24 protein-coding genes are annotated in these 23420 nt (G+C 65.8%); 10 read left to right on the top strand and 14 right to left on the bottom strand.

Going from position 1 to position 23420, the window contains the following annotated elements:
- Positions 1-49: 49 nt before the first annotated feature.
- The 3 genes from AC2FNY_RS17830 to AC2FNY_RS17820 all read right to left on the bottom strand — a co-directional run bounded on the left by AC2FNY_RS17830 (position 50) and on the right by AC2FNY_RS17820 (position 3055).
- A complete protein-coding gene (locus AC2FNY_RS17830) occupies positions 50-970 on the bottom strand; it encodes a manganese-dependent inorganic pyrophosphatase (RefSeq protein WP_234139789.1) in 921 nt (306 codons plus the stop codon).
- A gap of 102 nt (positions 971-1072) precedes the next feature.
- Positions 1073-2053 carry a TraB/GumN family protein gene (locus AC2FNY_RS17825; RefSeq protein ID WP_234176623.1) on the bottom strand — a complete coding sequence of 327 codons (981 nt, stop codon included), beginning with the start codon at positions 2051-2053 and terminating at the stop codon, positions 1073-1075.
- An 18-nt stretch (positions 2054-2071) separates the two neighbouring features.
- On the bottom strand, positions 2072-3055 hold the full coding sequence (locus AC2FNY_RS17820; protein WP_496803272.1) for a TraB/GumN family protein: 984 nt from the start codon (positions 3053-3055) through the stop codon (positions 2072-2074).
- 115 nt (positions 3056-3170) lie between these two features.
- On the opposite strand from AC2FNY_RS17820, the gene AC2FNY_RS17815 reads away from it, so the two are divergent.
- A complete protein-coding gene (locus AC2FNY_RS17815; RefSeq protein ID WP_496803271.1) occupies positions 3171-3881 on the top strand; it encodes a DUF2161 domain-containing phosphodiesterase in 711 nt (236 codons plus the stop codon).
- Here the strand turns inward: AC2FNY_RS17815 and truA are convergent.
- On the bottom strand, positions 3833-4624 hold the full coding sequence (truA, locus tag AC2FNY_RS17810) for a tRNA pseudouridine(38-40) synthase TruA (RefSeq protein WP_496803270.1): 792 nt from the start codon (positions 4622-4624) through the stop codon (positions 3833-3835). The two genes, AC2FNY_RS17815 and truA, sit on opposite strands and share 49 nt — an antisense overlap.
- Positions 4625-5121: 497 nt before the next feature.
- Between truA and AC2FNY_RS17805 the strand changes: the two genes are divergently transcribed.
- The 3 genes from AC2FNY_RS17805 to AC2FNY_RS17795 are packed head-to-tail and all read left to right on the top strand — an operon-like array spanning position 5122 to position 7969.
- Positions 5122-6537 carry a YcjX family GTP-binding protein gene (locus tag AC2FNY_RS17805; protein WP_496803269.1) on the top strand — a complete coding sequence of 472 codons (1416 nt, stop codon included), beginning with the start codon at positions 5122-5124 and terminating at the stop codon, positions 6535-6537.
- Positions 6534-6974 (top strand): GNAT family N-acetyltransferase, encoded by a 441-nt coding sequence (locus AC2FNY_RS17800; protein ID WP_234139783.1) that lies wholly within the window; start codon positions 6534-6536, stop codon positions 6972-6974. Before AC2FNY_RS17805 ends, AC2FNY_RS17800 begins: the two co-directional genes overlap by 4 nt.
- Positions 6971-7969, top strand: coding sequence for a YcjF family protein (locus AC2FNY_RS17795; protein WP_496803268.1), 999 nt, complete (start codon positions 6971-6973; stop codon positions 7967-7969). Before AC2FNY_RS17800 ends, AC2FNY_RS17795 begins: the two co-directional genes overlap by 4 nt.
- A gap of 92 nt (positions 7970-8061) precedes the next feature.
- On the opposite strand, the gene AC2FNY_RS17790 is transcribed toward AC2FNY_RS17795, so the two are convergent.
- The gene (locus tag AC2FNY_RS17790; protein ID WP_496803267.1) at positions 8062-8469 is read right to left on the bottom strand and encodes a group III truncated hemoglobin; all 408 of its coding nucleotides are present in this window, start codon (positions 8467-8469) and stop codon (positions 8062-8064) included.
- A gap of 125 nt (positions 8470-8594) precedes the next feature.
- On the opposite strand from AC2FNY_RS17790, the gene AC2FNY_RS17785 reads away from it, so the two are divergent.
- Positions 8595-9305 carry a VIT1/CCC1 transporter family protein gene (locus AC2FNY_RS17785; RefSeq protein ID WP_234165875.1) on the top strand — a complete coding sequence of 237 codons (711 nt, stop codon included), beginning with the start codon at positions 8595-8597 and terminating at the stop codon, positions 9303-9305.
- Between the two features lie 17 nt (positions 9306-9322).
- On the opposite strand, the gene AC2FNY_RS17780 is transcribed toward AC2FNY_RS17785, so the two are convergent.
- Positions 9323-9847, bottom strand: coding sequence for a hypothetical protein (locus tag AC2FNY_RS17780; protein ID WP_234165876.1), 525 nt, complete (start codon positions 9845-9847; stop codon positions 9323-9325).
- A gap of 288 nt (positions 9848-10135) precedes the next feature.
- On the opposite strand from AC2FNY_RS17780, the gene ileS reads away from it, so the two are divergent.
- The 4 genes from ileS to AC2FNY_RS17760 all read left to right on the top strand — a co-directional run bounded on the left by ileS (position 10136) and on the right by AC2FNY_RS17760 (position 14782).
- Positions 10136-13048, top strand: coding sequence for an isoleucine--tRNA ligase (ileS, locus tag AC2FNY_RS17775; protein WP_496803266.1), 2913 nt, complete (start codon positions 10136-10138; stop codon positions 13046-13048).
- A 135-nt stretch (positions 13049-13183) separates the two neighbouring features.
- Positions 13184-13636, top strand: coding sequence for a methylated-DNA--[protein]-cysteine S-methyltransferase (locus AC2FNY_RS17770; RefSeq protein WP_234142988.1), 453 nt, complete (start codon positions 13184-13186; stop codon positions 13634-13636).
- Positions 13637-13703: 67 nt separating this feature from the next.
- Positions 13704-14162, top strand: coding sequence for a hypothetical protein (locus AC2FNY_RS17765; protein ID WP_496803265.1), 459 nt, complete (start codon positions 13704-13706; stop codon positions 14160-14162).
- Complete coding sequence (locus AC2FNY_RS17760; protein ID WP_496803264.1) at positions 14159-14782, top strand: class I SAM-dependent methyltransferase; 624 nt, start codon at positions 14159-14161, stop codon at positions 14780-14782. The genes AC2FNY_RS17765 and AC2FNY_RS17760 overlap by 4 nt, the downstream gene beginning before the upstream one ends.
- On the opposite strand, the gene AC2FNY_RS17755 is transcribed toward AC2FNY_RS17760, so the two are convergent.
- The 4 genes from AC2FNY_RS17755 to fsa all read right to left on the bottom strand — a co-directional run bounded on the left by AC2FNY_RS17755 (position 14748) and on the right by fsa (position 18018).
- Positions 14748-15455 carry a CDP-alcohol phosphatidyltransferase family protein gene (locus AC2FNY_RS17755; RefSeq protein ID WP_234139774.1) on the bottom strand — a complete coding sequence of 236 codons (708 nt, stop codon included), beginning with the start codon at positions 15453-15455 and terminating at the stop codon, positions 14748-14750. The genes AC2FNY_RS17760 and AC2FNY_RS17755 overlap by 35 nt on opposite strands.
- Before the next feature lie 69 nt (positions 15456-15524).
- A complete protein-coding gene (locus AC2FNY_RS17750) occupies positions 15525-16445 on the bottom strand; it encodes a tyrosine recombinase XerC (RefSeq protein ID WP_496803263.1) in 921 nt (306 codons plus the stop codon).
- Positions 16442-17149: a DUF484 family protein gene (locus AC2FNY_RS17745; RefSeq protein WP_234139772.1), complete on the bottom strand. Its 708-nt coding sequence runs from the start codon at positions 17147-17149 to the stop codon at positions 16442-16444. Before AC2FNY_RS17745 ends, AC2FNY_RS17750 begins: the two co-directional genes overlap by 4 nt.
- A gap of 215 nt (positions 17150-17364) precedes the next feature.
- Positions 17365-18018, bottom strand: coding sequence for a fructose-6-phosphate aldolase (gene fsa / locus AC2FNY_RS17740; protein WP_234139771.1), 654 nt, complete (start codon positions 18016-18018; stop codon positions 17365-17367).
- Between the two features lie 118 nt (positions 18019-18136).
- On the opposite strand from fsa, the gene AC2FNY_RS17735 reads away from it, so the two are divergent.
- Positions 18137-20347, top strand: a complete 2211-nt coding sequence (locus AC2FNY_RS17735) for a primosomal protein N' (protein WP_496803262.1) — start codon at positions 18137-18139, stop codon at positions 20345-20347.
- A gap of 147 nt (positions 20348-20494) precedes the next feature.
- Here the strand turns inward: AC2FNY_RS17735 and AC2FNY_RS17730 are convergent, their stop codons facing one another.
- The 4 genes from AC2FNY_RS17730 to AC2FNY_RS17715 all read right to left on the bottom strand — a co-directional run bounded on the left by AC2FNY_RS17730 (position 20495) and on the right by AC2FNY_RS17715 (position 23328).
- Entirely contained in the window at positions 20495-21250 is a 756-nt protein-coding gene (locus tag AC2FNY_RS17730) for an anti-sigma factor family protein (RefSeq protein WP_496803261.1), read from the bottom strand.
- A complete protein-coding gene (locus tag AC2FNY_RS17725; protein ID WP_496803260.1) occupies positions 21247-21765 on the bottom strand; it encodes a sigma-70 family RNA polymerase sigma factor in 519 nt (172 codons plus the stop codon). The genes AC2FNY_RS17730 and AC2FNY_RS17725 overlap by 4 nt, the downstream gene beginning before the upstream one ends.
- Positions 21766-21780: 15 nt before the next feature.
- On the bottom strand, positions 21781-22161 hold the full coding sequence (locus AC2FNY_RS17720) for a COG4315 family predicted lipoprotein (RefSeq protein ID WP_496803259.1): 381 nt from the start codon (positions 22159-22161) through the stop codon (positions 21781-21783).
- Between the two features lie 102 nt (positions 22162-22263).
- On the bottom strand, positions 22264-23328 hold the full coding sequence (locus tag AC2FNY_RS17715) for a YeeE/YedE family protein (protein WP_234220548.1): 1065 nt from the start codon (positions 23326-23328) through the stop codon (positions 22264-22266).
- Positions 23329-23420 lie beyond the last annotated feature (92 nt).

Genomic DNA, 23420 nt, shown 5'->3' with positions numbered 1-23420 from the left:
ACGCAAAAGGCGCCCGCAAGGGGCGCCTTTTTAATCAGTCGGGACCGGATCAGACCTTGAGGTTCGGGATGATCTGCTTCTTGCGGCTCATGATGCCGGGCAGGACAACCGTGTCGCCCGAGACCGAGGCGCCAAAGCTCTTTTCGGCAACCGTCTTGACTAGATCGTTGGGCACCAGCAGCGTGGCTTCCTCGTTCAGGATGTCGATCACGAACAGCAGCACCTGGTCGGCGCCGTCTTCCTTGGCCACGTCGATCATCGAGGCCATCAGGCTGTCCTTGCGGTCCAGCAGAACCTTGGGCGCGGTGGTCTCCAGAACCGAGACCCGGAATTCCTTGCCGTCGACGTTGTATTCTTTCGAGTCCATCCGCAGCAGCTCGGCATCCGAGAAGGACGACACGTCCGACTTGGCCGCGAACATCTCGGCGGCATATGAGGGGATGTCGATACCCAGATCGGCGGCCAGCTTCTCGGCCACGGCGCGGTCGTGCTCGGTGGTGGTGGGCGAGCGGAACTCCAGCGTGTCGCTGAGGATACAGGTCAGCGCCGCGCCCTTGATTGCCTCGGGCATGCGGGCGGCATCGTCGCCCATCAGGTCGACCATGATGGTGGCGGTGCAGGCCAGCGGGCGCAGCGTGATGTCGATCGGGCCCTTGGTCTTCAGCCCGCCGATCAGCGCGTGATGGTCGATGATCTGGCGGATATCGGCGTCGTTGACGCTGGCCGGCAGTTCGGCGGGGTTGTTGGTGTCAACGATCACCACCGGGGCACCTGCGTCCACGTCCGAGATGATCTCGGGCTTGTCGAAGCCCCAGCGGCTCAGCATGAAGGCCGCTTCGGTGTTGGGTTCGCCCAGCAGCACCGGTTTGGCGGCCTGGCCCTTCACCTCGGTCAGATACCAGGCCCAGACGATGGGCGAGCCGGTGGAATCGGTGTCGGGGGATTTGTGGCCGAATACCTGAATGGTCATGTCTCTATCCTGCGCATGGTCGAATTTGCGCGCCTTATAGGGGCGCGGGCCGGGCTTGTCACGGGGCGCTGTGCGGCCTGCGACCCTTGGTCTATCCCCGTATCAGAACGCCACCCGGTTCAGGCTGTAACCCGCCTCGGCCAACAGGTTCAGCAGACCCTGTTGTCCATGCAGATGCGCGGCCCCCACCGCGATCACGGCGGTCTGGTCGCGGATGTCCAGAACATGACGCATCCAGTTGCGGTTGCGCCCCTCGACCAGTTCCAGCATGAAACTGTCCCAGAGCGGGGCGAATTCCTCGGGCGTCAAACCGCTGCGCGCCATCGCATCGCGTCGCGAGAACTCCATGAACTCGGCATGGCGCTCTTCGAAATAGATCGCGCTCAGTGTTGCCAGTTGGTCGGCATCGGCGCCCAGCATGGCCGAGAACATGTCCAGTTCGCGGGCCTGCTGTTCGATCGGGGTGGCGGTGAACAGCGCCAATAGCTCGGCACCGGTCTCCAGCGAGTGCTGCGGCAGGCCATGGCTGTCGGCCAGGGCCGCAAGCCGGCGATCCATGCCTTGCCGCGCTTCGGGGTCGCGCAGCAGGCAGGGCGGCAGCGAAAGAATCGAGCCCAGCACCCAGGGTTGCATCTTGGCCCCCATCCAGCCGGGCACATTCCGTTCGGCGAGGGCGCGGGAGATCCGGTTCCATCCCTCCTCGCTCATCAACTCGATCAGGGTGGGGCCTTCGGTGATCAGCGCCACCTTGGGGTTGCCCATCACCTCGCGCTCGAACGCGGCCAGATCGGAGCTGTTCAGTTCGAACCAGGCCGCATCGGCGCCTGCAATCACCGGTTTCAGCCTTTCGATGGCAGGCCCCATGCGCGGGTCGTTGACATGCAGGGTGCCGATCAGGTGCAGCACGGTATCGCCCCGGGTCGCGACCCAATGATTGCCCTCGGGATAGGGGATCGCGGCTGCGGCCTGCTCCATCTCGGCGCGGATCTCGCCCGGCAGATCGTCACGCAGATCGTGGCCATCGCAAGCGGCCTGCGCTGCCAATGGCATCAGGAGAAGCAGCAGCACAGAGAGAAAACGCATCCCAAGCCCCCGCAAAGGTCAGAAATCGGCCCGGCTAAGGCTGTAGCCCTGTCGTTTCAACAGGTTCAGAATACCGGTCTTGCCCGGCAGATGGGCAGCCCCCACCGCGACCACCAGAACCGGAACGTCCGCGCGCAGGATCACGGGCATCCAGGCCCGGTTGCGTCGGTCCAGGATATGGGCGTCGAACTGGCGCAGCAGACGCGCGACCTCGCTGCGCGACACCTTGAGGTCGCGGTAGAGTGTCCAGCTTTCGATCAGCATAGCCTCGGCCAGGCGCTGTTCGAAATAGGCATTGGCCATGGTGACGACCTGGTCGTCGTAGTTCAACTCGCTCTTGAGATCGAGCAGCAGCAGCTGGATCTGGTCGCGGATCGGGATCGCCGACAGTGCCCGCATTCCGTCGCCCACATTCTCGAGAGGACCGATCGGCACCTTGGCCCGGATCGCGGTCTTTTCGATGCGGTCATCCAGGCCCTGATATGCGAACAACCCGCGCCCGCCGCAGCCCGAAGTAGACAGGCTCATCGAGATGAACCAGGGCTGCATCCGCGCCAGCACCCGCTCGTCGACCCCATGCATGGCCATCTTGACGCTGAGCAGGCGCCAGTCCTCGGCGCGCATCATCTCGTTCAGGCCGGGACCCTTGGGAATGGTGAGAAGACCCGGCGTGCTGCGCAACACGCTGTCAAGCGTGGCCAGCTTTTGCTGTGTCACCTCAAGCAACACAGCATCAGCCGACCGGATTACTGGTGTCAGGCTGCGCATCGCCGCCCGCATCCGGCTGTCCCCTGTGTGCTGAGTGCCGATGACATGGATGCGGCGGTTGCCTTTGGTTGCGACCCAATGATTGCCGTAGGCAAAGGGAACCTGCTTGATCTCGCGCGCCAGCCGTGCCTCTGCCTCGGGCGTCAGCCTGTCGCGCATGTCAGTGCCGGTGCAGCGGGCTGCTGCCCCACCTGCGGCCAACAGGCAGAGGCAGATCAAAAACACGCGAAACATGACAATGCTCCTGCAATTTCCGGCTGTCTCCACAGCTAGGCCGCCCGGGTCGGGGGGACAACCCCGGGGCAGGGGGGCGATTGTATTGCCGCTGCGATGTGCCTAGCGTGCAACCATGCAACGCGAACAAGATCTCTATCCTCCGCTCAAGGCGGTGTTCGAGCGGCAGGGATATGTCGTCAAGGGCGAGGTGGGCGCGGCCGACCTGGTCGCGCGCCGGGGGGACGAACCGCCGGTTATTGTCGAGATGAAGCTGCGGTTCTCGCTGTCGCTGTTTCATCAGGCTGTCTCACGGCTCGCGCTCAGCGACAGTGTCTATGTCGCCGTGCCGCGCCCGACCGGGCGCACGGCCCGGCGGGCATTGCGGGACAATCTGGCGCTGTGCCGGCGGCTGGGTCTTGGCCTGATCACCCTGCGTGCAGATGGCCGGGTCGAGGTGCATTGCGATCCCGGTCCCTATCGCCCGCGCAAGTCGAAGGCGCGCGAGGGACGGCTGCTGCGCGAGTTCGAAAGGCTGGAGGGAGACCCGAACGCGGGCGGCGCCACCCGCCACGGCATTGTCACCGCCTATCGCCAGGACGCGCTGCGTTGCGCGGCATGGCTGGCGGAACAGGGCGCGTCACGCGGCGCCGATGTGGCGCGCGCAACCGGTGTTTCCGCCGCGACGCGGCTGATGCGGGACAATCACTATGGCTGGTTCGCGCGGCTCGAAAAGGGGGTCTATGCCCTGACCGAGGCCGGCCGCGCCGGGCTGGTCCACTGGGCCTATAGCTGGGATCAGGAGAACGCGGCGGGCATGTCCGAGGCAAAGACCGGCTCGGGATAACCCACCCGCGCCAGATAAAGGCCCTGCGGCGGGCAGACCGGCCCACAGGCGGCGCGATCGCGCGCCTCCAGCGCGCGGCGCACATCCTCGGGCGCCCAGGCCCCGGCGCCCACGCGCTCCAGCGTGCCCACGAAACTGCGCACCTGGTTGTGCAGGAACGAGCGCGCGCGCACGTGGAACCGGATCTCGGGGCCGGAGAAACTCTCCACCTCCTCGACACGCAATTCGTCCAGCGTCTTGACCGGGCTGGCGGCCTGGCAGATCGACGAGCGGAAGGTGGTGAAATCGTGCCGCCCCAGCAACAGGTCGGCGGCGGCCTGCATGGCGCGCGCGTCCAGCCGGTGCCCGATCTGCCAGACCAGCCCGGCATCATGGGTCGCCGGCGCCCGCCGCATCAGCAGGCGGAACAGATATTGCCGCTCGGTGGCCGAGAAACGGGCATGCCAGTCTTCGGCGACCCGCGCGGCGGCGGTGATCGCCACCGGCTGGGGTTTCAGGTGCCAGTTCAGCGCCTCGGACAGGCGAAAGGGATCCCAGTCGCGGGTCAGGTCACAATGGGCCACCTGGCCCAACCCGTGCACGCCGGCATCGGTGCGCCCGGCGGCAGCGATGGTATGGGGGCCGGGTTCGAGCCGCGCCAGTGCCGCCTCGATGGCGCCCTGCACCGAGGGCAGGTCCTTTTGCCGCTGCCAGCCGGCAAACGGGGTGCCCAGATATTCGACTTTCAATGCATAGCGTGGCATGGCCGCGCTGGTACCCCGCGCCCGCCGTCCTGTCCAGTGGGGGCGCTGCCCCTGTCGCCGCAAGCGGCGACTCTCCCGGAGTATTTCGGGCGGAATGAAGCAAGGGGTATTTGGGCTTCTTTCTGGTCGGAAATACTCCGGAGCGCGAGGCGGAGCCTCGCAAAAAACATCGCGACCCTAGGCTCAGGACCCATCAATCCTGCACCACTGGTTTGACAGATTTGCTGTCTGACGACGTACAATGCTGCAGGAATAGTGGTTCTATTTCAAGGCATTGAAAGGAGGTCAGGCGGCAAATCCGCCAAATCCGAAGGACGCCAAATCCACTTCATCTCAGCGGCTTGGCGCGCTTGGGAATAGTGCCACTATGCCCGACGCGCGCCAAACCCCTGATATTTCGCGGATTTGGCGCCAGTGGCGCAGGATTAATGGTTTCTGAGCCTAGCAACCGGGCGGCGCGCTCTTTATCTTGGCGGGGAAACAGGCAGGGGCAGAACTTGGTCATCACCTCCTTCGCAGACCGCGTGATGCGCGGCGTCGAGACCGTTTCGGATACGCTGAGCGAGGCGCTGTTCGAGCCGGTGATCCGGCTGGGCGTGACCGGACTTGCGCGCTCGGGCAAGACCGTGTTCATCACCTCGCTGGTCGCCAATCTGCTCGACCGGGGCCGCATGCCGGGCCTTGTCGCGGCGCAGGAGGGACGGATCGAGGCCGCGTTCCTGCAACCTCAGCCCGACGATACCGTGCCGCGTTTCGACTACGAGGCGCATCTGGCGGCCTTGACCGGCCCCGCGCCGCACTGGCCCGACAGCACCCGCGCGGTGAGCGAGCTGCGCTTGTCGCTCAGGGTGCGGCCCGGAGGTTTGCTGGGCGGCTTGCAGGGGCCGCGAACCGTGCATCTGGATATCGTCGACTATCCCGGCGAATGGCTGCTCGACCTGGGTCTGATGGACAAGAGCTATGAAGACTGGTCGACCGACGTGCTGGCGCGGATCGGGAGCCGGTCCCAGGCAAAGGCCTATCTGGCGGCGCTGGGTCCCGTGGACCCGACCGCGCGCCATGACGAGCCCCTGGCGCAGGAGCTCGCACGGAGCTTTACTGCCTATCTGGAGGCGGCACGCGGCGCGGGGTTTTCCGACTGCACGCCGGGGCGCTTCCTGTTGCCGGGCGATCTGGCCGGCTCGCCGGTGCTGACCTTTGCGCCGTTGCCGGTGACGGGCGCCGCGCCGCGCCGGTCGCTGCACCGGGAAATGGCGCGCCGGTTCGAGGCCTACAAGGCGCAGGTGGTGCGCCCGTTCTTTCGCGATCATTTCGCTCGTATCGACCGGCAGGTGGTGCTGGTCGATGCGCTGGGCGCCATTCACAAGGGTCCGCAGGCGGTCGAGGACATGCGCCTTGCGATGGCCGATATCCTGGGTGCCTTCCGGCCTGGCCGCAATGCCTGGCTGAACCGGCTGCTGCTGGGGCGCCGGGTCGACCGGATCCTGTTTGCCGCCACCAAGGCGGATCACCTGCACCACAGGCAGCACCCGCAGCTGACCGCGATCATCGAGGCGCTGACCCGCGAGGCGCGCGATCGGGCGCAGTTCGCCGGAGCCGAGACCGCCGCACTGGCGCTTGCTTCTTTGCGCGTCACCACCGAGGAGATGCGCGCGCATGACGGGCGCGACTTGCCTTGCGTGCGGGGCACCCTGCTGGAGGATGGAAGGCAGGCCGCTTTCTATCCCGGTGCCTTGCCCGAGGATCCGGGCCAGTTGCTGACCCCGGCCCGTACCGGGGCCGAGGCTTGGTTGGGCGCGGGGTTTCAGGCAATGAGCTTTGCCCCCGCGCCGCTGCAACTGAAACCGGGCGACGGGCCGCCGCATATCCGGCTGGACCGGGCGGCGCAGTTCCTGTTCGGGGACCGGCTATGAACGCGGTGCTGCGCCCGGCCCGGCCCGGCGATGCTGAGGCTGCGGGCGAGATCCTCTATCGGTTCGCGCAGGACACGCCCTGGATGCCCAAGCTCTATGAGAGGGCCGAGACGGTGGGTTTCTGCGGTATCATGATCGCGCGCGGCTGGGTTACGGTTGTGGTTCTCGGCGGGCAGGTCGCCGGGTTCATCGCCCGTGACGGGCAGGAGATCTGTTCGCTCTACCTTGCAAAAGCGGCGCAGGGACAGGGGCTGGGCGCGGCCCTGTTGGGTGATGCTATGGGGCAAAGCGACCGGCTGGAACTCTGGACCTTTCAGCACAACACCGGGGCGCAGCGTTTCTATGCGCGGCACGGCTTTGTCGAGGCCGCCCGTACCGATGGCGCGGGCAACGAAGAGCGCCTGCCCGATATCCGTTATGAATGGAGGCGGTCATGACCCAGGGTCCGGTCCTGTTCGACCTGAAGGACGAGAAAACGCCGCCGCCCCCGGTGGCCGAGGCGCTGCCGGTGCCCGACACGGATCGCCCGCAGGGCGCGGCCATGTTGGCCGCCGCGCGCGTGGCGGCGCGGCGTCCTTCGCGGCTGGCGCGTTGGTTCTGGGGTCTGGCCGCTGCGCTTCTGGGGGCGGTGATCTCGGTCGCGGCCTGGGATTTCGTTACCGGGCTGATGGACCGTGTCCCGGTTCTGGGTTGGGCGATGACCGCGCTGCTGGCGGGTTTTGTGCTGGTGGCGTTGCTGATCGCGCTGCGGGAGCTGGCGGCGATCGGACGGCTGGGCCGGGTCGACGGGCTGCGCCGCGCCGCCGATGCGGCGCTGGCCGAGAACGATCTGGCGCAGGCGCGCGCGGTCTGTCAGCGGCTGGATCGGTTCTATCGCGGGCGTGAAGAGACCCGTTGGGGCCGCGAACGGTTGGCCGAACGCGCGGAGGAGCAGTTCGAGGCGCGTGACCTGCTGGCGCTGGCCGAGGACAGCCTGCTGGCCCCGCTGGACGCCGAGGCGCAACGCGAGGTCGAGGTGGCGGCGCGCCGGGTGGCCACCGTCACCGCACTGGTGCCGCTGGCGCTGGCCGATGTGGTTGCCGCGCTGGCCTCTTCGCTCAGGATGATCCGGCGGGTGGCCGAGATTTATGGAGGTCGGTCCGGCGTGCTGGGCAGCTGGCGACTGACCCGCGCTGTGATGGCGCATCTGGTGGCAACCGGTGCGGTTGCGGTTGGCGATGACCTGTTGGAACCGGTGCTGGGCGGTTCGGTCCTGAGTAAACTGTCGCGCCGGTTCGGCGAGGGTCTGGTGAACGGAGCGCTCACCGCGCGGGTGGGCGTCGCGGCGATGGAGGTTTGCCGACCCCTGCCGTTTTCGGCGCGGCGCCGGCCTTCGGTCCGGGGCGTGGTGCGCCGCGCCCTGACGGGAATTGTCAGCAAGGCCAATGGCTGACTTCAGGTGGTAAGGGGGCGCTGCCCCCGCCTACAAAATTCGTCGAATTTTGTAGGCCCCCCCGGAGTATTTGGTGCGAAATGAAAAGATGCTCAGAGGAGCGAGGGCACGTCGTCCGGTTTCTGGCGCATCGAGGTCAGGCCCATTTTCAGCCCGTGGCCGATCCGGTCGGCCAGCGCCCCCCAGCGGGTGGCGGTGTCGGCGGCAAGCTCTTGGGTCAGAACCTCGTGAAAGAGTGAAAGCCAGAGCGGGAAATGATCGGGCCGGATATCGGGGCGCGCGACATGCACCCGCATCGGGTTGCCGTCATAGCAGCGCTCTTTCAGGATGGCATTGCGCCAGAAGGCGGCGATGCGCGTCTCGTGCGCGGGCCAGTCGCGCACATGGGCGGCGAAGACCGGGCCCAGTTCGCCATGAGCGCGGATACGGGCATAGAAGACCCTCACGACGCGGTCGATCTGGGGGGCGGTGATCTGGAACAGGGGCAGGGGGCTGGGCATTGGCGTCTCTTTTCTGACTGTTAACGTCGGATATAGAGTTCCAATCCGCAAACGCCATACTGTAACAGGCGGGGGCTTGATCTGGGACAAGGACAGCCCACCGGGCAACCGGGAAGGCTGCCGGAATGAAAGAACATGGACATAGCCCCAACGAAGTCTCGCAGCGGATTGGAGCGCCACCCGGGCGCGGCGTGTTGCGCGACGTTGTGTATGGCGGCATCGACGGGTCGGTGACCACCTTCGCCATCGTGGCGGGCGTGGCGGGGGCGGGCCTTTCGCCCTTTGTCATCGTGGCGCTGGGGCTGGCCAATGTTCTGGCCGACGGGTTTTCCATGGCGGCGGGCAACTACTCGGGCACAAAGGCCGATCTGGACAACGTCCGGCGCCTGCGCGTGGTCGAGGAGCGCCATATCGCCCGCTACCCCGAGGGCGAACGGCTGGAGGTGCGCGAGATCCTGGCGCAGAAGGGGCTGTCGGGCGAGGTTCTGGAACAGGCCACAGATGCCATCACCGCCGATCGTGACAACTGGGTCGCGCTGATGATCGACGGTGAATACGGCCTTGGCAGTGTCGATCCCCACCCGATGCGGGCGGCGCTGGCAACATTCGCGGCCTTTCTGCTGGCGGGCATGATCCCGCTTTTGCCGTTCCTGTTCGGGGTGGACGGCGCGTTCACCGTTTCAGCCTGGATGACTGCTGCGGTATTCTTTGCCATCGGCGCGTTGAAAAGCCGCTGGTCGCTGGCACCCTGGTGGCGGTCGGGGCTCGAGACGCTGGCCATAGGCGGGGCCGCGGCGGCCATCGCCTATGGGGTGGGAACGCTGTTTCACGCCTGAAACTCGGGTCAGGCGCGTTATTGCAGTTCGATCTTCAGCGGATAGCCATAGACATCCTGCGACTTGTCACGCTGGCTGGACTGGCTGGCGGTGACAGCGGCGCCGATCAGACCTGCGCCAAAAAGGACATGTGCTGCGGCCGCTGCCGAATAGGCCTGCTGCGTCAGGTTCACGGGCTTGACCGTATCGTCGAATTCAAACTGCTCCGAGGTGCAGCGCACCCGCATCGGCGGTGTCTTGGTGCCATAAGAGGGCAGATTGACCTCGCCCGGAATTTTCACCTCGGCGGTGAAATGGCTGCTGGAAAGCTGGCAGGTCTTGGGCTGAAAGGCTGGCGGAACAGCAGAATAAGACCGGCTGTCGGGAAAGGTGATCCGCACCGGGGTGATCTTTTCCGGGGCGATCGCCTTGCCGGCAGCGCTCAGTTGCACGCTGTTGGACAGTGCCAGTGCGGCTTGCGCACCGGGAGAGGCCGGTTCGGTACAGCCTGCAAGCGTGCTTGTCAGTGCAAGGGCGAAAAGGGGCAGGAGGGGTTTGTTCATTTTGGTCTTTGTCGTGGATTGCTGTTCGCCCTTGGAATGCGCAACCGGGCACACGTTTGCAAACCCATTTGACGCCAATGCGCGTAAGGCAACCCGGCTGTGTCATAACGGCGCTTTCCCCCCGCGCGCGAATTGCCTATAAGGCGCCCATGACCCACCGTGCGGCCATCATTATTCGAATTACCTCCCCGGCGCTCTGACCAGATCGAGACGCCGGGCAAAGGTGCTTGAGCCATCGCACCGAACCGAATATCCCCCAACCGACATGATTGCCAGAGGACGCCCGAGATGTGCGCCGACACGACCGCTGAAACGCCCGAATACAAAGACACGCTGAACCTGCCGAAAACCGATTTCCCGATGCGCGCCGGACTGCCCGCGCGCGAGCCGCAATGGCTGGAGCGCTGGGAGAAGATCGGCGTCTATGACCGCCTGCGCGAAAAAACGGGCCGCGCGCCCTTCACCCTGCATGACGGCCCCCCTTACGCCAACGGCCACCTGCATATCGGCCACGCGCTGAACAAGACGATCAAGGACATGATCGTGCGCAGCCACCAGATGATGGGGTTCGACGCGCGCTATGTGCCCGGCTGGGACTGTCACGGCCTGCCGATCGAATGGAAGATCGAGGAACAGTACCGCAAGAAGGGCAAGAGCAAGGATGACGTCAACGTTGTCGAGTTCCGCCAGGAATGCCGCCGCTTTGCCGAGGGCTGGATCGACATCCAGCGCGAGGAGTTCAAGCGCCTGGGCATCACCGGCAACTGGGCCGATCCTTATGTCACCATGGACTATCACGCCGAGGCGGTGATCGCCGACGAGTTCATGAAGTTCCTGATGAACGGCACTTTGTATCAGGGCTCCAAACCCGTGATGTGGTCGCCCATCGAACAGACGGCGCTGGCCGAGGCCGAGGTCGAGTATCACGACAAGGAAAGCTTCACCATCTGGGTGAAATTCCGGGTGGTGAACAGTGGCGATCTGGACGGCGCGCAGGTGGTGATCTGGACCACCACGCCCTGGACCATCCCGTCGAACAAGGCGGTGGTGTTTGGCAAGGATATTGCCTACGGCCTCTACGAGGTCACCGGCACCCCGGACGAGTGCTGGGCGTCGGTGGGTGACAGGTACATCCTTGCCGACAAGCTGGCCGATGACGTGATGCGCCGCGCCCGTCTGGACCCGGACATGTATCGCCGCGTGGGCGACGTGGACCCGTCGCAGATTTGCGGCCTGACACACCCGCTGCACGGCGCCGAGGGCTCGGGTGGCGAATGGGACGACATCCGCGATTTCCGCGCCGCCGAGTTCGTGACCGATACCGAGGGCACCGGCTTTGTCCATTGTGCCCCCTCCCACGGGATGGAGGAATTCGAACTTTACCGCGATCTGGGGATGCTCGAGCAGGTCATCACCTATAACGTGATGGACGATGGCTCGTTCCGGGCCGACCTGCCGTTTTTCGGCGGCAAGTACATCCTGTCCCGCAAGGGCGGCGAGGGTGATGCCAACAAGACGGTGATCGACAAGCTGGTCGAGGTCGGCGGGCTGCTCGCACGTGGCAAGATCAAGCACAGCTATCCGCATAGCTGGCGGTCCAAGGCGCCGATCATCTATCGTAACACGCCGCAATGGTTCGCCAGCGTCGACCGGCCCGTCAATGACGGGCAGGATACCTATGGCAAGACCATCCGCGAACGCGCGCTGACCTCGATCGACCAGCTGGTGAAGTTCACCCCGCAAACCGGGCGCAACCGGCTCTATTCGATGATCGAGGCGCGGCCCGACTGGGTGCTGTCGCGCCAGCGTGCCTGGGGCGTGCCGCTGACCTGTTTCACCCGCAAGGGCGCGCTGCCGACCGACCCGGACTTCCTGCTGCGCGATCCGGCCGTCAACGCCCGCATCTTTGCCGCGTTCGAGGCCGAGGGCGCTGATTGCTGGTATGCGGAAGGGGCCAAGGAGCGCTTCCTCGGCAATGACTACAAGGCCGACGAATGGGATCAGGTGTTCGACGTGCTCGACGTCTGGTTCGACAGCGGCTCGACCCATGCCTTTGTGCTGCGCGACCGCGAAGACGGCACCGCGGACGGCATCGCCGATGTCTATATGGAGGGCACCGACCAGCATCGCGGCTGGTTCCACTCCTCGCTGTTGCAGGCCTGCGGCACGCTGGGCCGCGCGCCATATCGCAACGTGGTCACCCATGGCTTCACCCTCGACGAGAAGGGCATGAAGATGTCCAAGTCGCTGGGCAACACCATCGTGCCCGACGAGGTGGTCAAGCAATACGGCGCCGATATCCTGCGGCTCTGGGTGGCGCAGACCGACTATACTGCCGACCAGCGCATCGGGCCCGAGATCCTGAAAGGCGTGGCCGACAGCTATCGCCGGCTGCGCAACACGATGCGTTTCATGCTGGGCTCGCTCTCGGATTTCACCGAGGCCGACCGGATCGAGGATGCCGCCGAGATGCCGCCGCTGGAACGCTGGGTGCTGAGCCGCATGGCGGAACTGGATGAGCAGGTGCGCAAGGGCTATGCCGCCTTCGACTTCCAGGGCGTCTATAGCGCGGTGTTCAACTTTGCCACCGTGGACCTTTCGGCCTTCTACTTCGATATCCGCAAGGACGTGCTTTATTGCGACGGCGACACGACGCGGCGCCGGGCGGCGCGCACCGTGCTCGACCTGCTGTTCCACCGCCTGACCACGTGGCTGGCACCGGTGCTGGTGTTCACCATGGAAGAGGTCTGGCTGGAGCGTTATCCGGGCGAGGACAGCTCGGTCCACCTGGTCGATTTCCCTGATACACCCGCCAGCTGGCGCGACGCCGAGTTGGAGGCGCGCGTTGCCCGCATCCGCCGGGTGCGCCGGGTGGTGACCTCGGCGCTGGAAATCCAGCGTCGCGACAAGGTGATCGGGTCGAGCCTTGAGGCGGCGCCGGTGGTGCATGTCGAAGACGCGGGCCTGCGCGAATTGCTTGCCGGCATCGACATGGACGATCTCTGCATCACCTCGGGCCTGACGGTGACCGGTGATCCGGCACCCTCTGAGGCCTTCCGCCTGCCCGAGGTCGAAGGAGTCGGCGTGGTGTTCGAAACCGCCGAGGGCGAGAAATGCCAGCGCTGCTGGAAGATCCTGCCCGATGTCGGTCGCCATGCCCATGCGGGCGTCTGCGGCCGCTGCGACGCGGCGCTGGGCTGAGGGGATCGCTGCCGGGCGGCAGCGACCGGGCGAGGGGCGCTGCCCCTCGCGCTCCCCGGAGTATTTGTAGCGAAATGAAGTTGGAACAGGGCGCGACATCTTGTGCATGATCCGCTGCGGCGCCATGGTCGGGGCATGCCGAGCCTGACCGTTGATACGCCGACCGGCACCTTTGTCCTGACCGAGGAGGATGGTGCGATCATCCGCGCCACCTGGGGACTTGGCGGATCGGACCACACGCCTCTGCTGGAACGGGCGGCGGCGCAGGTCAGGGCCTATTTCAGGGGCGAGCTGGAACAGTTCGAACTGCCCTTGAAGGTGCGCGGGTCGGCCTTGCAACGCGCCGTCTGCGATGCGATCGCCGCGATCCCTTATGGCTATACCCGCACCTATGGCGAGATCGCGCGCGATCTCGGCTCCTCGGCCCAGGCAGTGGGCCAGTGCTGTGGCGGCAATCCGATCCCGGTGATCATCCCCTGTCACCGGGTGATGGGCGCCCGTGGCCTGACCGGGTTTTCCGGAGAGGGTGGCGTGGAGACCAAGGTGGCTCTTTTGCGACTGGAAGGGGCTGCGGGCTTGCTCATCTGACCCAGATCAAGGCAAGCTGGGCGTCAACCCATTCAGATATCGTCTGGAACATGGACAGGAGACGCAGATGACCGACCGTGCCGCTCAGAAACAGGCCGTGCATGACAAGCTGATGTCGCTGGAGGCGGCCGAACTGGCCGCGGCCAAGGCGCATTACGAAGCCTTCCTGAAGGAGGCGCAACTGGGCGACCGTGAGGTGCATGACAAGGACGATCTGGTCGCCGCGCGCGAGAACCGCGATCTGGCCGCCGCCTTTGATGCCCCGGTTCAGGCGCATCACGCCAAGATCGATGTCATCGAGAATACCGATTTCGCGCTGACCGAAACGGTTGGGCCGGGCGCGGTGGTGTCCTTTGGTGGGCGCAACTTCGTGGTCTGTGTCTCGACCACCCGGTTCGACGTGGATGGCAAAACCTATATGGGCATCTCGACGCAAAGTCCGATCTATCTGGCGATGAAGGACCTGCGAGCGGGAGAGAGCTTTGCCCATAACGGCCAGGACTTCGAGATCGAAGATATCATGTGAGCGGCTTGCGTGGCCGACCGGTGCGATGTGGCTATGCGGCCGAGGCCGAAGCGCTGATTGCCGCTTTCGAGGCGCTGGACAGTGCAGATGTGCTGGCTCCGGTCATTGATGATCTGCCTGAAAACCCCGGTCTTTGTCTGGATCTCGGGGCCGGCAGTGGGCGGGATGCGGCTTGGCTGGCAGCGCGCGGACATCGGGTCTGGGCGGTAGAGCCGGTGGCCGCCTTTCGCGCCGCGGGGCGGCAGCGTCATCGCGGCCACCCGATCACCTGGGTCGATGACCGATTGCCCAACCTGACCCGGCTTCGCGGGGTGGGACTGCGCTTTGACCTGATCCTGACGATCGGGGTGTTTCATCACCTGTCGCCGCAAGCGCAGCAAGAGGGGTTGACCACCGCTTTGGCACGGTTGTCGCCGCGGGGCCGGATGATCCTGTCATTGCGCCATGGGCCAGCCCCGGCAGCGCGACCGGGTCATCCGGTCGATACCGACGCATTGGTCGCGAGCGCCACTGCGCAGGGGATGCGGATCCGGCGCCTGATCCGGGGAGCGCCCTCGATTCAGCCCGGCAACCGGGCGGTTAGGGTCAGAAGGGACTGGCTATGTCTTTCTCGGGAATGACCATCTGGGCGATCCCCGCGAAAATCAGGTAGAGGCTGGTCACCACCAGGCCCCAATGCGCCCAGCTCTCGGGGTGAAACCCGACCCAGGCGGCCCAGCCCGCGAAGAAGGTCCAGGCCAGCGCCATCGGCAGGGTTACCGCGCGCCAGCGTTGCGTTCTGACCGGATGAACGAATTTGAGCGGCAGGAACATCGACACCGCCAGCACGGTGACCAGCACCAGGCTGACCCAGAAATTTGGCTCGAGCGCGAATATCACCAGCACCACCATGTTCCAGCAACCCGGAAAGCCCGAGAACGAATTGTCCTTGGTCTTCATCCTTGTGTCGGCGAAATACATGGCGCTGGCAAAGGTGATGATGATGATCGCAAACCAGCCGGTCCAGCCATCCATCAACCCCGATTTGAACAGGGCGAATGCGGGGATGAACACATAGGTCAGATAGTCGATGATCAGGTCCAGCAGCACCCCGTCGAATTCGGGGGCATAGGTCTTGACGTGGTAGCGGCGCGCCATCGGCCCGTCGAGCCCGTCGACAAAGAAGGCCACAACCAGCCACAGGAACATCAGGTCCCATTTGGCATCTACCGCCGCCAGCATCGCCAGCATGGCAAAGACAGCGCCGGTGGCGGTAAAGAGATGGACGAAGAGAGCGCGGAACTGAGGTGTCATCCGCCCCTCATGACGGAAAAATGACAGGGTTGCAATTCGTCTGCTGCAATCGGTTCCGGGGCGCGGGCGTCAGGCCTTGGGGTGGCTGCGGTTGTAGACTTCCATCAGGTGGGCGGTGTCGACGGCGGTATAGGCCTGTGTGGTCGACAAAGAGGCATGGCCCAGCAGTTCCTGTATCGCGCGCAGGTCGCCGCCGGCTTCGAGCAGGTGGGTGGCAAAGCTGTGGCGCATCGCATGTGGGGTGGCGGTGGCGGGCAGGCCCAATTGCATCCGTGCCCTGGCCATCACCGCCTGAATGCTGCGGGCGTTGAGTGGACCACCCCGGGCACCGCGAAACAGCGGTGCGTCAGGCTCCAGCGGCCAGGGGCAGAGCCGCAGATAGGCATTGACCGCCGTGCGGGTGGCGGGGATCACCGGCACCAGGCGTTCCTTGCCGCCCTTGCCGCGAATGCGCAGCGTGGCGGGCAGCGGCGCCGCGCGCCCGGTCAGCGACAGCGCCTCGGAGATGCGCAGCCCGCAGCCATAAAGCAGGGTCACCACCGCCATGTCGCGGGCGGCGATCCAGGGTTTGGTCGATTGCAGCTCGACCGTGTCGATCATCGCGCGTGCCGCATCCTCGGCCAGTGGGCGGGGCAGTTTCCTCTGGAACTTGGGCGCCCGGGTCGACAGCACGGCTGTCGGCTCGAACCCCTCGCGTTCGGCCAGCCAGCGATAGAAGTTCTTGACCGCCGAAAGCTTGCGCGCCAGCGAGCGGGGTCCGATCCCGTCGGCGCGCATCTGGGCCATCCAGGCCCGCATGTCGGGAACCCCGATACGGGCCAGCGGTGCCAGCCCTTGCGTCGCACCAAAATGCACGGTCATGAAGGACATGAACTCGACCACATCGGTGCGATAGGCGGTGATGGTGTTGTCCGCCCGACCGGCCAGTGCCCGCTGCGTGTCCAGCCAATGCTGCAATGCATCGCGGCAGGCCGGCGAGATCAGGCTCACGACAGCCAGCGGCGCATCGTGCGTTCGAACACGCCGGCAAAGAAAGAAAGCAGGTCGGTACCCAATTGCGGGGTGAACTGATGCGGGTCCTCGGCTCCCATTGCCAGCATGCCGGGCAGGCGACCGGGGCCCAAGTCGAGTTTCAGGCAAGCCTCGGACCGGATCCAGTCGGCGCGGCGGCCATAGACCTGCGGGGTGGCCTGTTGAAGTTGGCGCAGCGTGACCTGACGCGCCACCGCGTTGCGCCCGGCGGTCAGGTAACTGTCGACAAATCCGGGCTGTGCTACGGTCAGAACATCGTCGAGCCGTTCCAGCGAGGCACCGCGCTCGGCCTGGCTGCTTTCCAGCACCAGCCGGATCGCATCGACGCGCAAAACCTCGGCCACTTCGGTGCCGAGATCGCGCAGGAAGGTTTCGAAATCCACCGGGTCGAGCAGCCGCAGGACCGCACGCTGCACCTGATTGGTGCCGGCAAGGTTCTCATAAGCGGCCGCGATGACCGAGCGATGGGTGTCCTCGAGCCGGTCCAGCCGGGCCTCGAGCCGCTCCATCGCGATGCCACGCAGATCGACGACATTGCCGCCCATCGCCCGCTCGTTCGCGGCGACAAGCGCATGCATGATGTCCTTGTCATCCAATACCACCTGCGGTTTGGCGATGATCGCCTCGCGCAAGGTTTCGTCCAGCTTCGGGCTGCTGCTCATTCACGCCTCGTTTTATGTTGCGACGTTTTATAACACGGGAATGCGATTTTTCTGCCGAAAAATCAACACTCGGGCGGAATTCTACCACCGGATGTGCTGCGACACGGTTTGGGCAAGAACGCTGCCGGTGCGGGGCGCCCAAGAAAATTCGTCGAATTTTCTTGGGCTTTTCCCCGGTTGTTCGCGGTGCGTGAGCGCGCCGCGAGGGCGATGCCTCAGAGGATCTTGATCCCGGCGGCCTTGATATCGGACAGGAACGCATCGAGCCCCTTGTCGGTCAGCGGGTGGTTCACCATCGCCTTGATCACCGCAGGCGGGGCGGTGATCACGTCGGCGCCGATCCGCGCGCTGTCGAGGATATGGTTCACAGAGCGGATCGAGGCCGCCAGGATCTGCGTTTCGAACCCGTAGTTGTCATAGATGGTGCGGATGTCCTGGATCAGGTCCATGCCATCCAGGTTGATATCGTCGAGCCGACCGATGAAGGGCGAGATGAAGGTCGCGCCCGCCTTGGCCGCCAGAAGCGCCTGGTTGGCCGAGAAGCACAGCGTCACGTTCACCATGTGACCATCGTCCGACAGCACCTTGCAGGCCTTCAGCCCGTCCCAGGTCAGCGGCACCTTGACCGCGATATTGCCGGCGATCTCGACCAGCTTGCGGCCTTCGGCGATCATGGTCTCGGCATCGGTGGCGGTCACCTCGGCGGACACTGGCCCGTCGACCATGGCGCAGATCTCACGGGTGACCTCGATGATGTCGCGGCCCGATTTCTTGATCAGCGAGGGGTTGGTGGTGACGCCGTCCACCATGCCCAGGTCGTTCAACTCGGCGATGGCGTCGATCTCGGCGGTATCAACGAAGAATTTCATGGGGCAGTCCTTTGATGGGTTGGCCTCGGTCTGGCTTGCCTTTACCTCATGAGACAGGCGGCGCAAACCCCGAATGCCGGGCTGTGCCGGCACATGAGGTTTGACGGGAGCCATCAGCTTGGACACGGGCGGCTTGGACAGCGGCGGGTTTTTCGAAGAGGGGGCGCTTGTCTCGGTCCTGACCACGCAGCCGCTCGACCGGACGCTCGACTACAAGGCGCCCGAAGGGGGCTGCTTTTCAGGTGCCTTTGTCGAGGTGCCGTTGGGCCCGCGCAAGGTGCTGGGCGTGGTCTGGGGACCGGGGAGGGGTGACTTTGACCGGTCCAAGGTACGCTCGGTGCTAAGGGTGCTCGACGTGGCGCCAATGCGCGAGGAAATGCGCGCCTTTCTGGGCCGGACCGCCGATTATACGCTGACCCCGATGCCCGCGATGCTGCGCCTGGCCACCCGCGCGCCGGGTCTGGGTGACCCGCCTTCTATGCGCAAGATCTATCGGCTGGGCGCGGGGGACCCCGACCGCATGACCGATGCGCGCGCCCGTGTTCTTGAGGTGTTGCGCGACTATGGTGGGCTCGCCTTCACCCTCAAGGAACTGGCCGAAATGGCGGGGGTGACCGCGTCGGTGGTCAAGGGGCTGGTCAAACAGGGGGCCGTGCGGGAAGAGGACAGCCCGCGCGATCTGCCTTATCCGCATCTCGATCCCGACCTGCCCGGCAAGGCGCTGACCGAGGATCAGTCCCGCGCCGCCGACAGCCTGCGGGCCGGGCTGCGCAGCGGGCGCTACGGCACCACGCTGCTCAAGGGGGTGACCGGTGCCGGCAAGACCGAGGTCTATCTGGAGGCGGTGGCCGAGGCGCTGCGCATGGGGCGACAGGCGCTGGTGCTGCTGCCGGAGATTGCGCTCACGGCCGAGTTCCTGACCCGGGTCGAGGCGCGGTTCGGCGCGCGGCCCGCCGAATGGCATTCGGGTGCCACAATGACCGAACGCCGCCGCGTCTGGCGCATGGTGGGGCAGGGCGAGGCACAACTGGTTGTGGGCGCGCGCTCGGCGCTGTTCCTGCCGTTTCGGGATCTTGGCCTGATCATCGTCGATGAGGAACACGACACCTCTTACAAGCAGGAGGATGGCGTCCTCTATAATGCGCGTGACATGGCGGTGCTGCGGGCGGCGATCTGCGGCGCGCGGGTGGTGCTTGCCAGTGCCACGCCCTCGCTGGAAAGCTGGGCCAATGCGGATGCGGGTAAATACGAGCGGCTGGAGCTGACTTCGCGTTTCGGTGCGGCGGTGCTGCCGCAGATGCAGGCCATCGACATGCGGGCCGAGACGATGCAGCCTTCCAGTTGGATTTCGCCCAGCTTGCGTCGCGCGGTGATTGACCGATTGGGCAAAGGCGAACAATCGCTGCTTTTCCTCAACCGGCGCGGCTATGCCCCGGTCACGCTCTGCCGGGCCTGCGGGCAACAGATCGGCTGTGACCATTGCGATGCGCGCATGGTCGAACACCGGTTCCTGAAACGGCTGATGTGCCATCAATGCGGCGAGACCAAACCGATCCCCGACACCTGCCCCCATTGCGCCGCCGAAGGGCGGCTCGCCCCGGTGGGACCTGGCATCGAGCGGCTGGCCGAAGAGGCCGCCGCCAGCTTTCCCGAGGCGCGGCTGGCGGTGCTCAGTTCGGACATGTTCGGCACCGCCCGCGCGTTGAAACAGCGGATCGAGGCGATCGCGGCAGGCGAGGCGGACATCGTCATCGGCACTCAACTCGTGGCCAAGGGGCACAATTTTCCCTTGCTGACGCTGGTGGGGGTGATCGATGCGGATCTCGGTTTGCAGGGCTCGGACCTGCGCGCCGCCGAGCGCACCTTTCAGCTGATGCGGCAGGTGGCGGGCCGGGCGGGGCGGGCCGAGAAGCCGGGACAGGCGCTGTTGCAGACCTATCAGCCGGAACACCCGGTGATCCGCGCCATTCTTGCCGGCGACGAGGAACGGTTCTGGCGGGCCGAGGCGGCAGAGCGTCAAGCCGCCGGAGTGCCACCCTATGGGAGGATGGCCGGGATTATCCTGTCGGGCCCCGAGCCCGGACCGGTCTTCGATCTGGGGACCGCCATGGCGCGCAACGACGCGCCCCTGCGCCAGATCGGGGCGCAGGTCTTCGGCCCCGCGCCCGCGCCCATCGCCCGCATCCGGGGCCGTCACCGGGTGCGGCTCCTGGTCAAGGCGCCCAAGGGCGCACCGCTGCAAGAGGCCATCGCCCGCTGGATCGCGCCGCTGCGGCTTAAGGGCGACCTGCGCCTCACCGTCGATATCGACCCGCAGAGCTTTCTTTGAGTTTTTTGCGAGGCTCCGCCTCGCGCTCCGGAGTATTTTGAACCAGAAAGAAGCAGCAGCCCGGTCCGGCTTCTTTCTGGTCGGCAATACTCCGGGGGTGAGGCCGAAGGCCGAGGGGGCAGCGCCCCCTGACCAGCCTCTCCGCTGCTACAGCAGCTGCTCATAGGCGCTGGTGGCCATCTGGCGCAGAGCGTCACGGGGCAGGGCGCCGGTCAGGACAAATCCCAGCCCGCCCTCGGCCCAGTGCAGGCTTTCGGTCTGCCGGTCTCCACCAAAGCGAAAGGCGCTGTCGCCTGCCTCTTGTTGCGCCACATAGAGAGTGATCCGCTGCCCTTGGGCATTTTCATACATGTAAAGCCCGGCGGCGCGCTCGCCCGCGGGCAGGATGCGCCCGCCCATCAGGGCAAAGCCCGAGGCCGACAGGTCCGGCGGGCTGACCGGCGCGCCGATGCGCTTGGACATCCAGCTGTCCATATGGTCGCGCTGGCTGGCGGGCACCTCGACCGGATGCACAACCTCGACCACATAGGTGTTATGCGCGGTCAGCGCCGCAGCGGCCAGGGCCGGAGCGGGTGAGGGGTCGCCCAGTCGGGCGTGCCCGGCCCAGCCTCCAACCAGACCCAGCGCCAACAGGGCCATGGCCGCCAGCGCCTGCCGCAACAGCGGCGGGCGCGGCGCCGGGGGCGGGCGCAGGGCCTCGCGCAGCCGCGCGGGCACCGGTTCGGCATCGGACTCGCCATAAAGCGCGCGGATCTTGGCATTCTGCCGCGCCCAGTCCTCCAGCAGCGCCTGCGCGCGCGGATCCTGCGCCAGCCGCGCCTCCAGCGCGGCGCGTTCGTCCACCGGCAGCGCATCCTCGAAATAGGCGATCAGCTCTTCGTCGTTCAGCGGGTCCTGGGTCATACGCCTTTACCCCTTTGGGCCGGGCCGGCGGAGGGCTCCCCGCGCCCGGTCATGGTTCTCAGATTGGTCCGCGCGCGCGCCAGCCGCGACATCAGCGTGCCCTTGGGGATGTCGAGCGCCGCCGCTGCCTCGTCGAAACTGGCCCCTTCCAGCGCCACGAGCAAGAGCGCGCGGCGCTGATCCTCGGGCAGGCGGGCAATCGCGGCCTCGGTTTCGCGCAGCGCCATATGGCTGTCTTGGCCTGCGGGATGGGCCGGTTCCACCACCAGATCCTCGACCGCCACCAGATGGCCCGCGCGCGCCGCGCGGCGGCGCAGGTCGCGATGGCGATTGATCAGGATGCGAAACAGCCAGGCCCGGAGGGAGCCGTCGGGGCGGCGGCCAGCAAGGCCTGCCACCGCCCGTTCCAGGCAATCCTGAACCAGGTCGTCGCCCGCCTCGCGGTCCCGCATCAGCGCATAGGCATAGCGGCGCAAGTCGGGGATCAGGGCTTCGATCTGGTCGAGGACCGCCATTCAACCGCTCCGCCGTCAGGGACGTGCCAGGTGCCAGACGCCCTTGACCCCGTCACCAGTGATGTCACCGGCCTTGCTGTCCTTGACCCAAGTGTAGAGCGGCATGCCCTTGTGGGTCCACTGGCGCGAGCCGTCGGCGCGCAGCACGATCCCGAACGCGCCCTGTGGGCGGGCGGTATTGGCGGCCTCGAGCGGCGGCCATTTCGCCGCGCAATCGTCATAGCAGGTCGACACGGCGGGTGTGTCCTTGTCAAAGGTATAAAGCGACAGGCCATTTCTATCGGTCAGCACCGCGCCCTTGGCGGTGTCGCCGGTCTGGATCGCGGCGCCCGCCAGGGCGGATGTGGCAATGGCCAGCGACAGGGCGGCCAGGGCAAGGCTGGGTTTCAGGGTCATGTCGGGTGTCCTTCTGATCTCACTCAACCGGTGCCTCATGCAACCGGCAGAATAAAGGACGCCACCGCGCCGCAAATAATCCCTAGCCTCGCGTTTTCGTGATCAGGCGGCCCGGGCGCTTGCGGTGCGCTGGTCGATCAGGAAATCGGTGGCCATGGCCCCCACCCACATGAAGAACAGCGCCGCCCAGGCGGTGCCGACAAAGATCGAGCCGCCGGTCACGCCCGCACCGATGGCGCAGCCGCCCGCCAGCATGCCGCCGAACCCCATCAGCGCCGCGCCGATCATTGCCTTGCGCATGGTGACCGGTCCGTCAAAGGCCTGGATCTTCATCTCGCCCGCCAGCGCCGCGGCGATCATCGCGCCGATGAACACGCCCGGTACCAGTCCGACGTCGAATTCCAGAACCGCGTTGCGGTCGAGAAAGAACATGAGCGTATGCGCCGAGGGCCCGGTAAAGGTGGCGCTTTCGATCTGCACCGGCTCAAAGGCCACCTGACTCAGCGCATAGGTCAGCACCCAGCCCAGCGCGACGGCAAAGCCCACGCCCGAGGCAAAGACCAGCCGCGCCGCGCCGATCCGGTGGCGCCGCGCCAGCACCAGCGCGAAAACGGCGCAGATCAGGCCCAGCACCAACCCGCCGTATTCCGGCAGGCCAAAGGTGGTAAGCAGGTTCATGTTGCGTCCGCCTTCGGTAATCCACAGCGCCGCCAGCTTGTCGCGCAGCGGTGACAAGAGGCCCGAAAGGCTCATCTGTGCGACAACTGCAAAGATCAGCCCGGATACCACCGAGCGCAGGTTGCCGGTGGCCGCCAGCACCAGCAAGCGCCCGGAACATCCGCGCGCCAGAACCATGCCCGCGCCGAACATCAGCCCGCCGATGATCGCCCCCGACCAGCTGCCGGGCACCGCCATCATACGGGCATCGGCACCGTTCATCAGCCCCATCAACTGCGCCGCCTGCACCCAGACCAGCGCCGTGGAAAAGGTCAGCAGCCAGACCGCCACCTTGTCCTCCATCCGGCCACGGGCAAATTCGACCGTGGCCGCGCGCAGGCAGAATCGCGACCGCTGTGCCGCGACACCAAAGGTGATGCCGGTGATCAACCCGAACAGGGCGGCGGTGGGGGCTTCGCCGATGCGTTCGACAAGGCTTACAAGATCCATGACGCTCTCCGGGCTGCAAAAGTTGCGCCGTTATAGCGACACATTCCGATATGTGATTTGATTTAGGTCATGCGGCGACGCCGGACCGGGCT

Source organism: Ruegeria sp. BHSC223 (genome assembly GCF_059613025.1).
The sequence above is the reverse complement of the archived record's forward strand: the minus strand, read 5'-3'. Positions and strand labels throughout refer to the sequence as shown.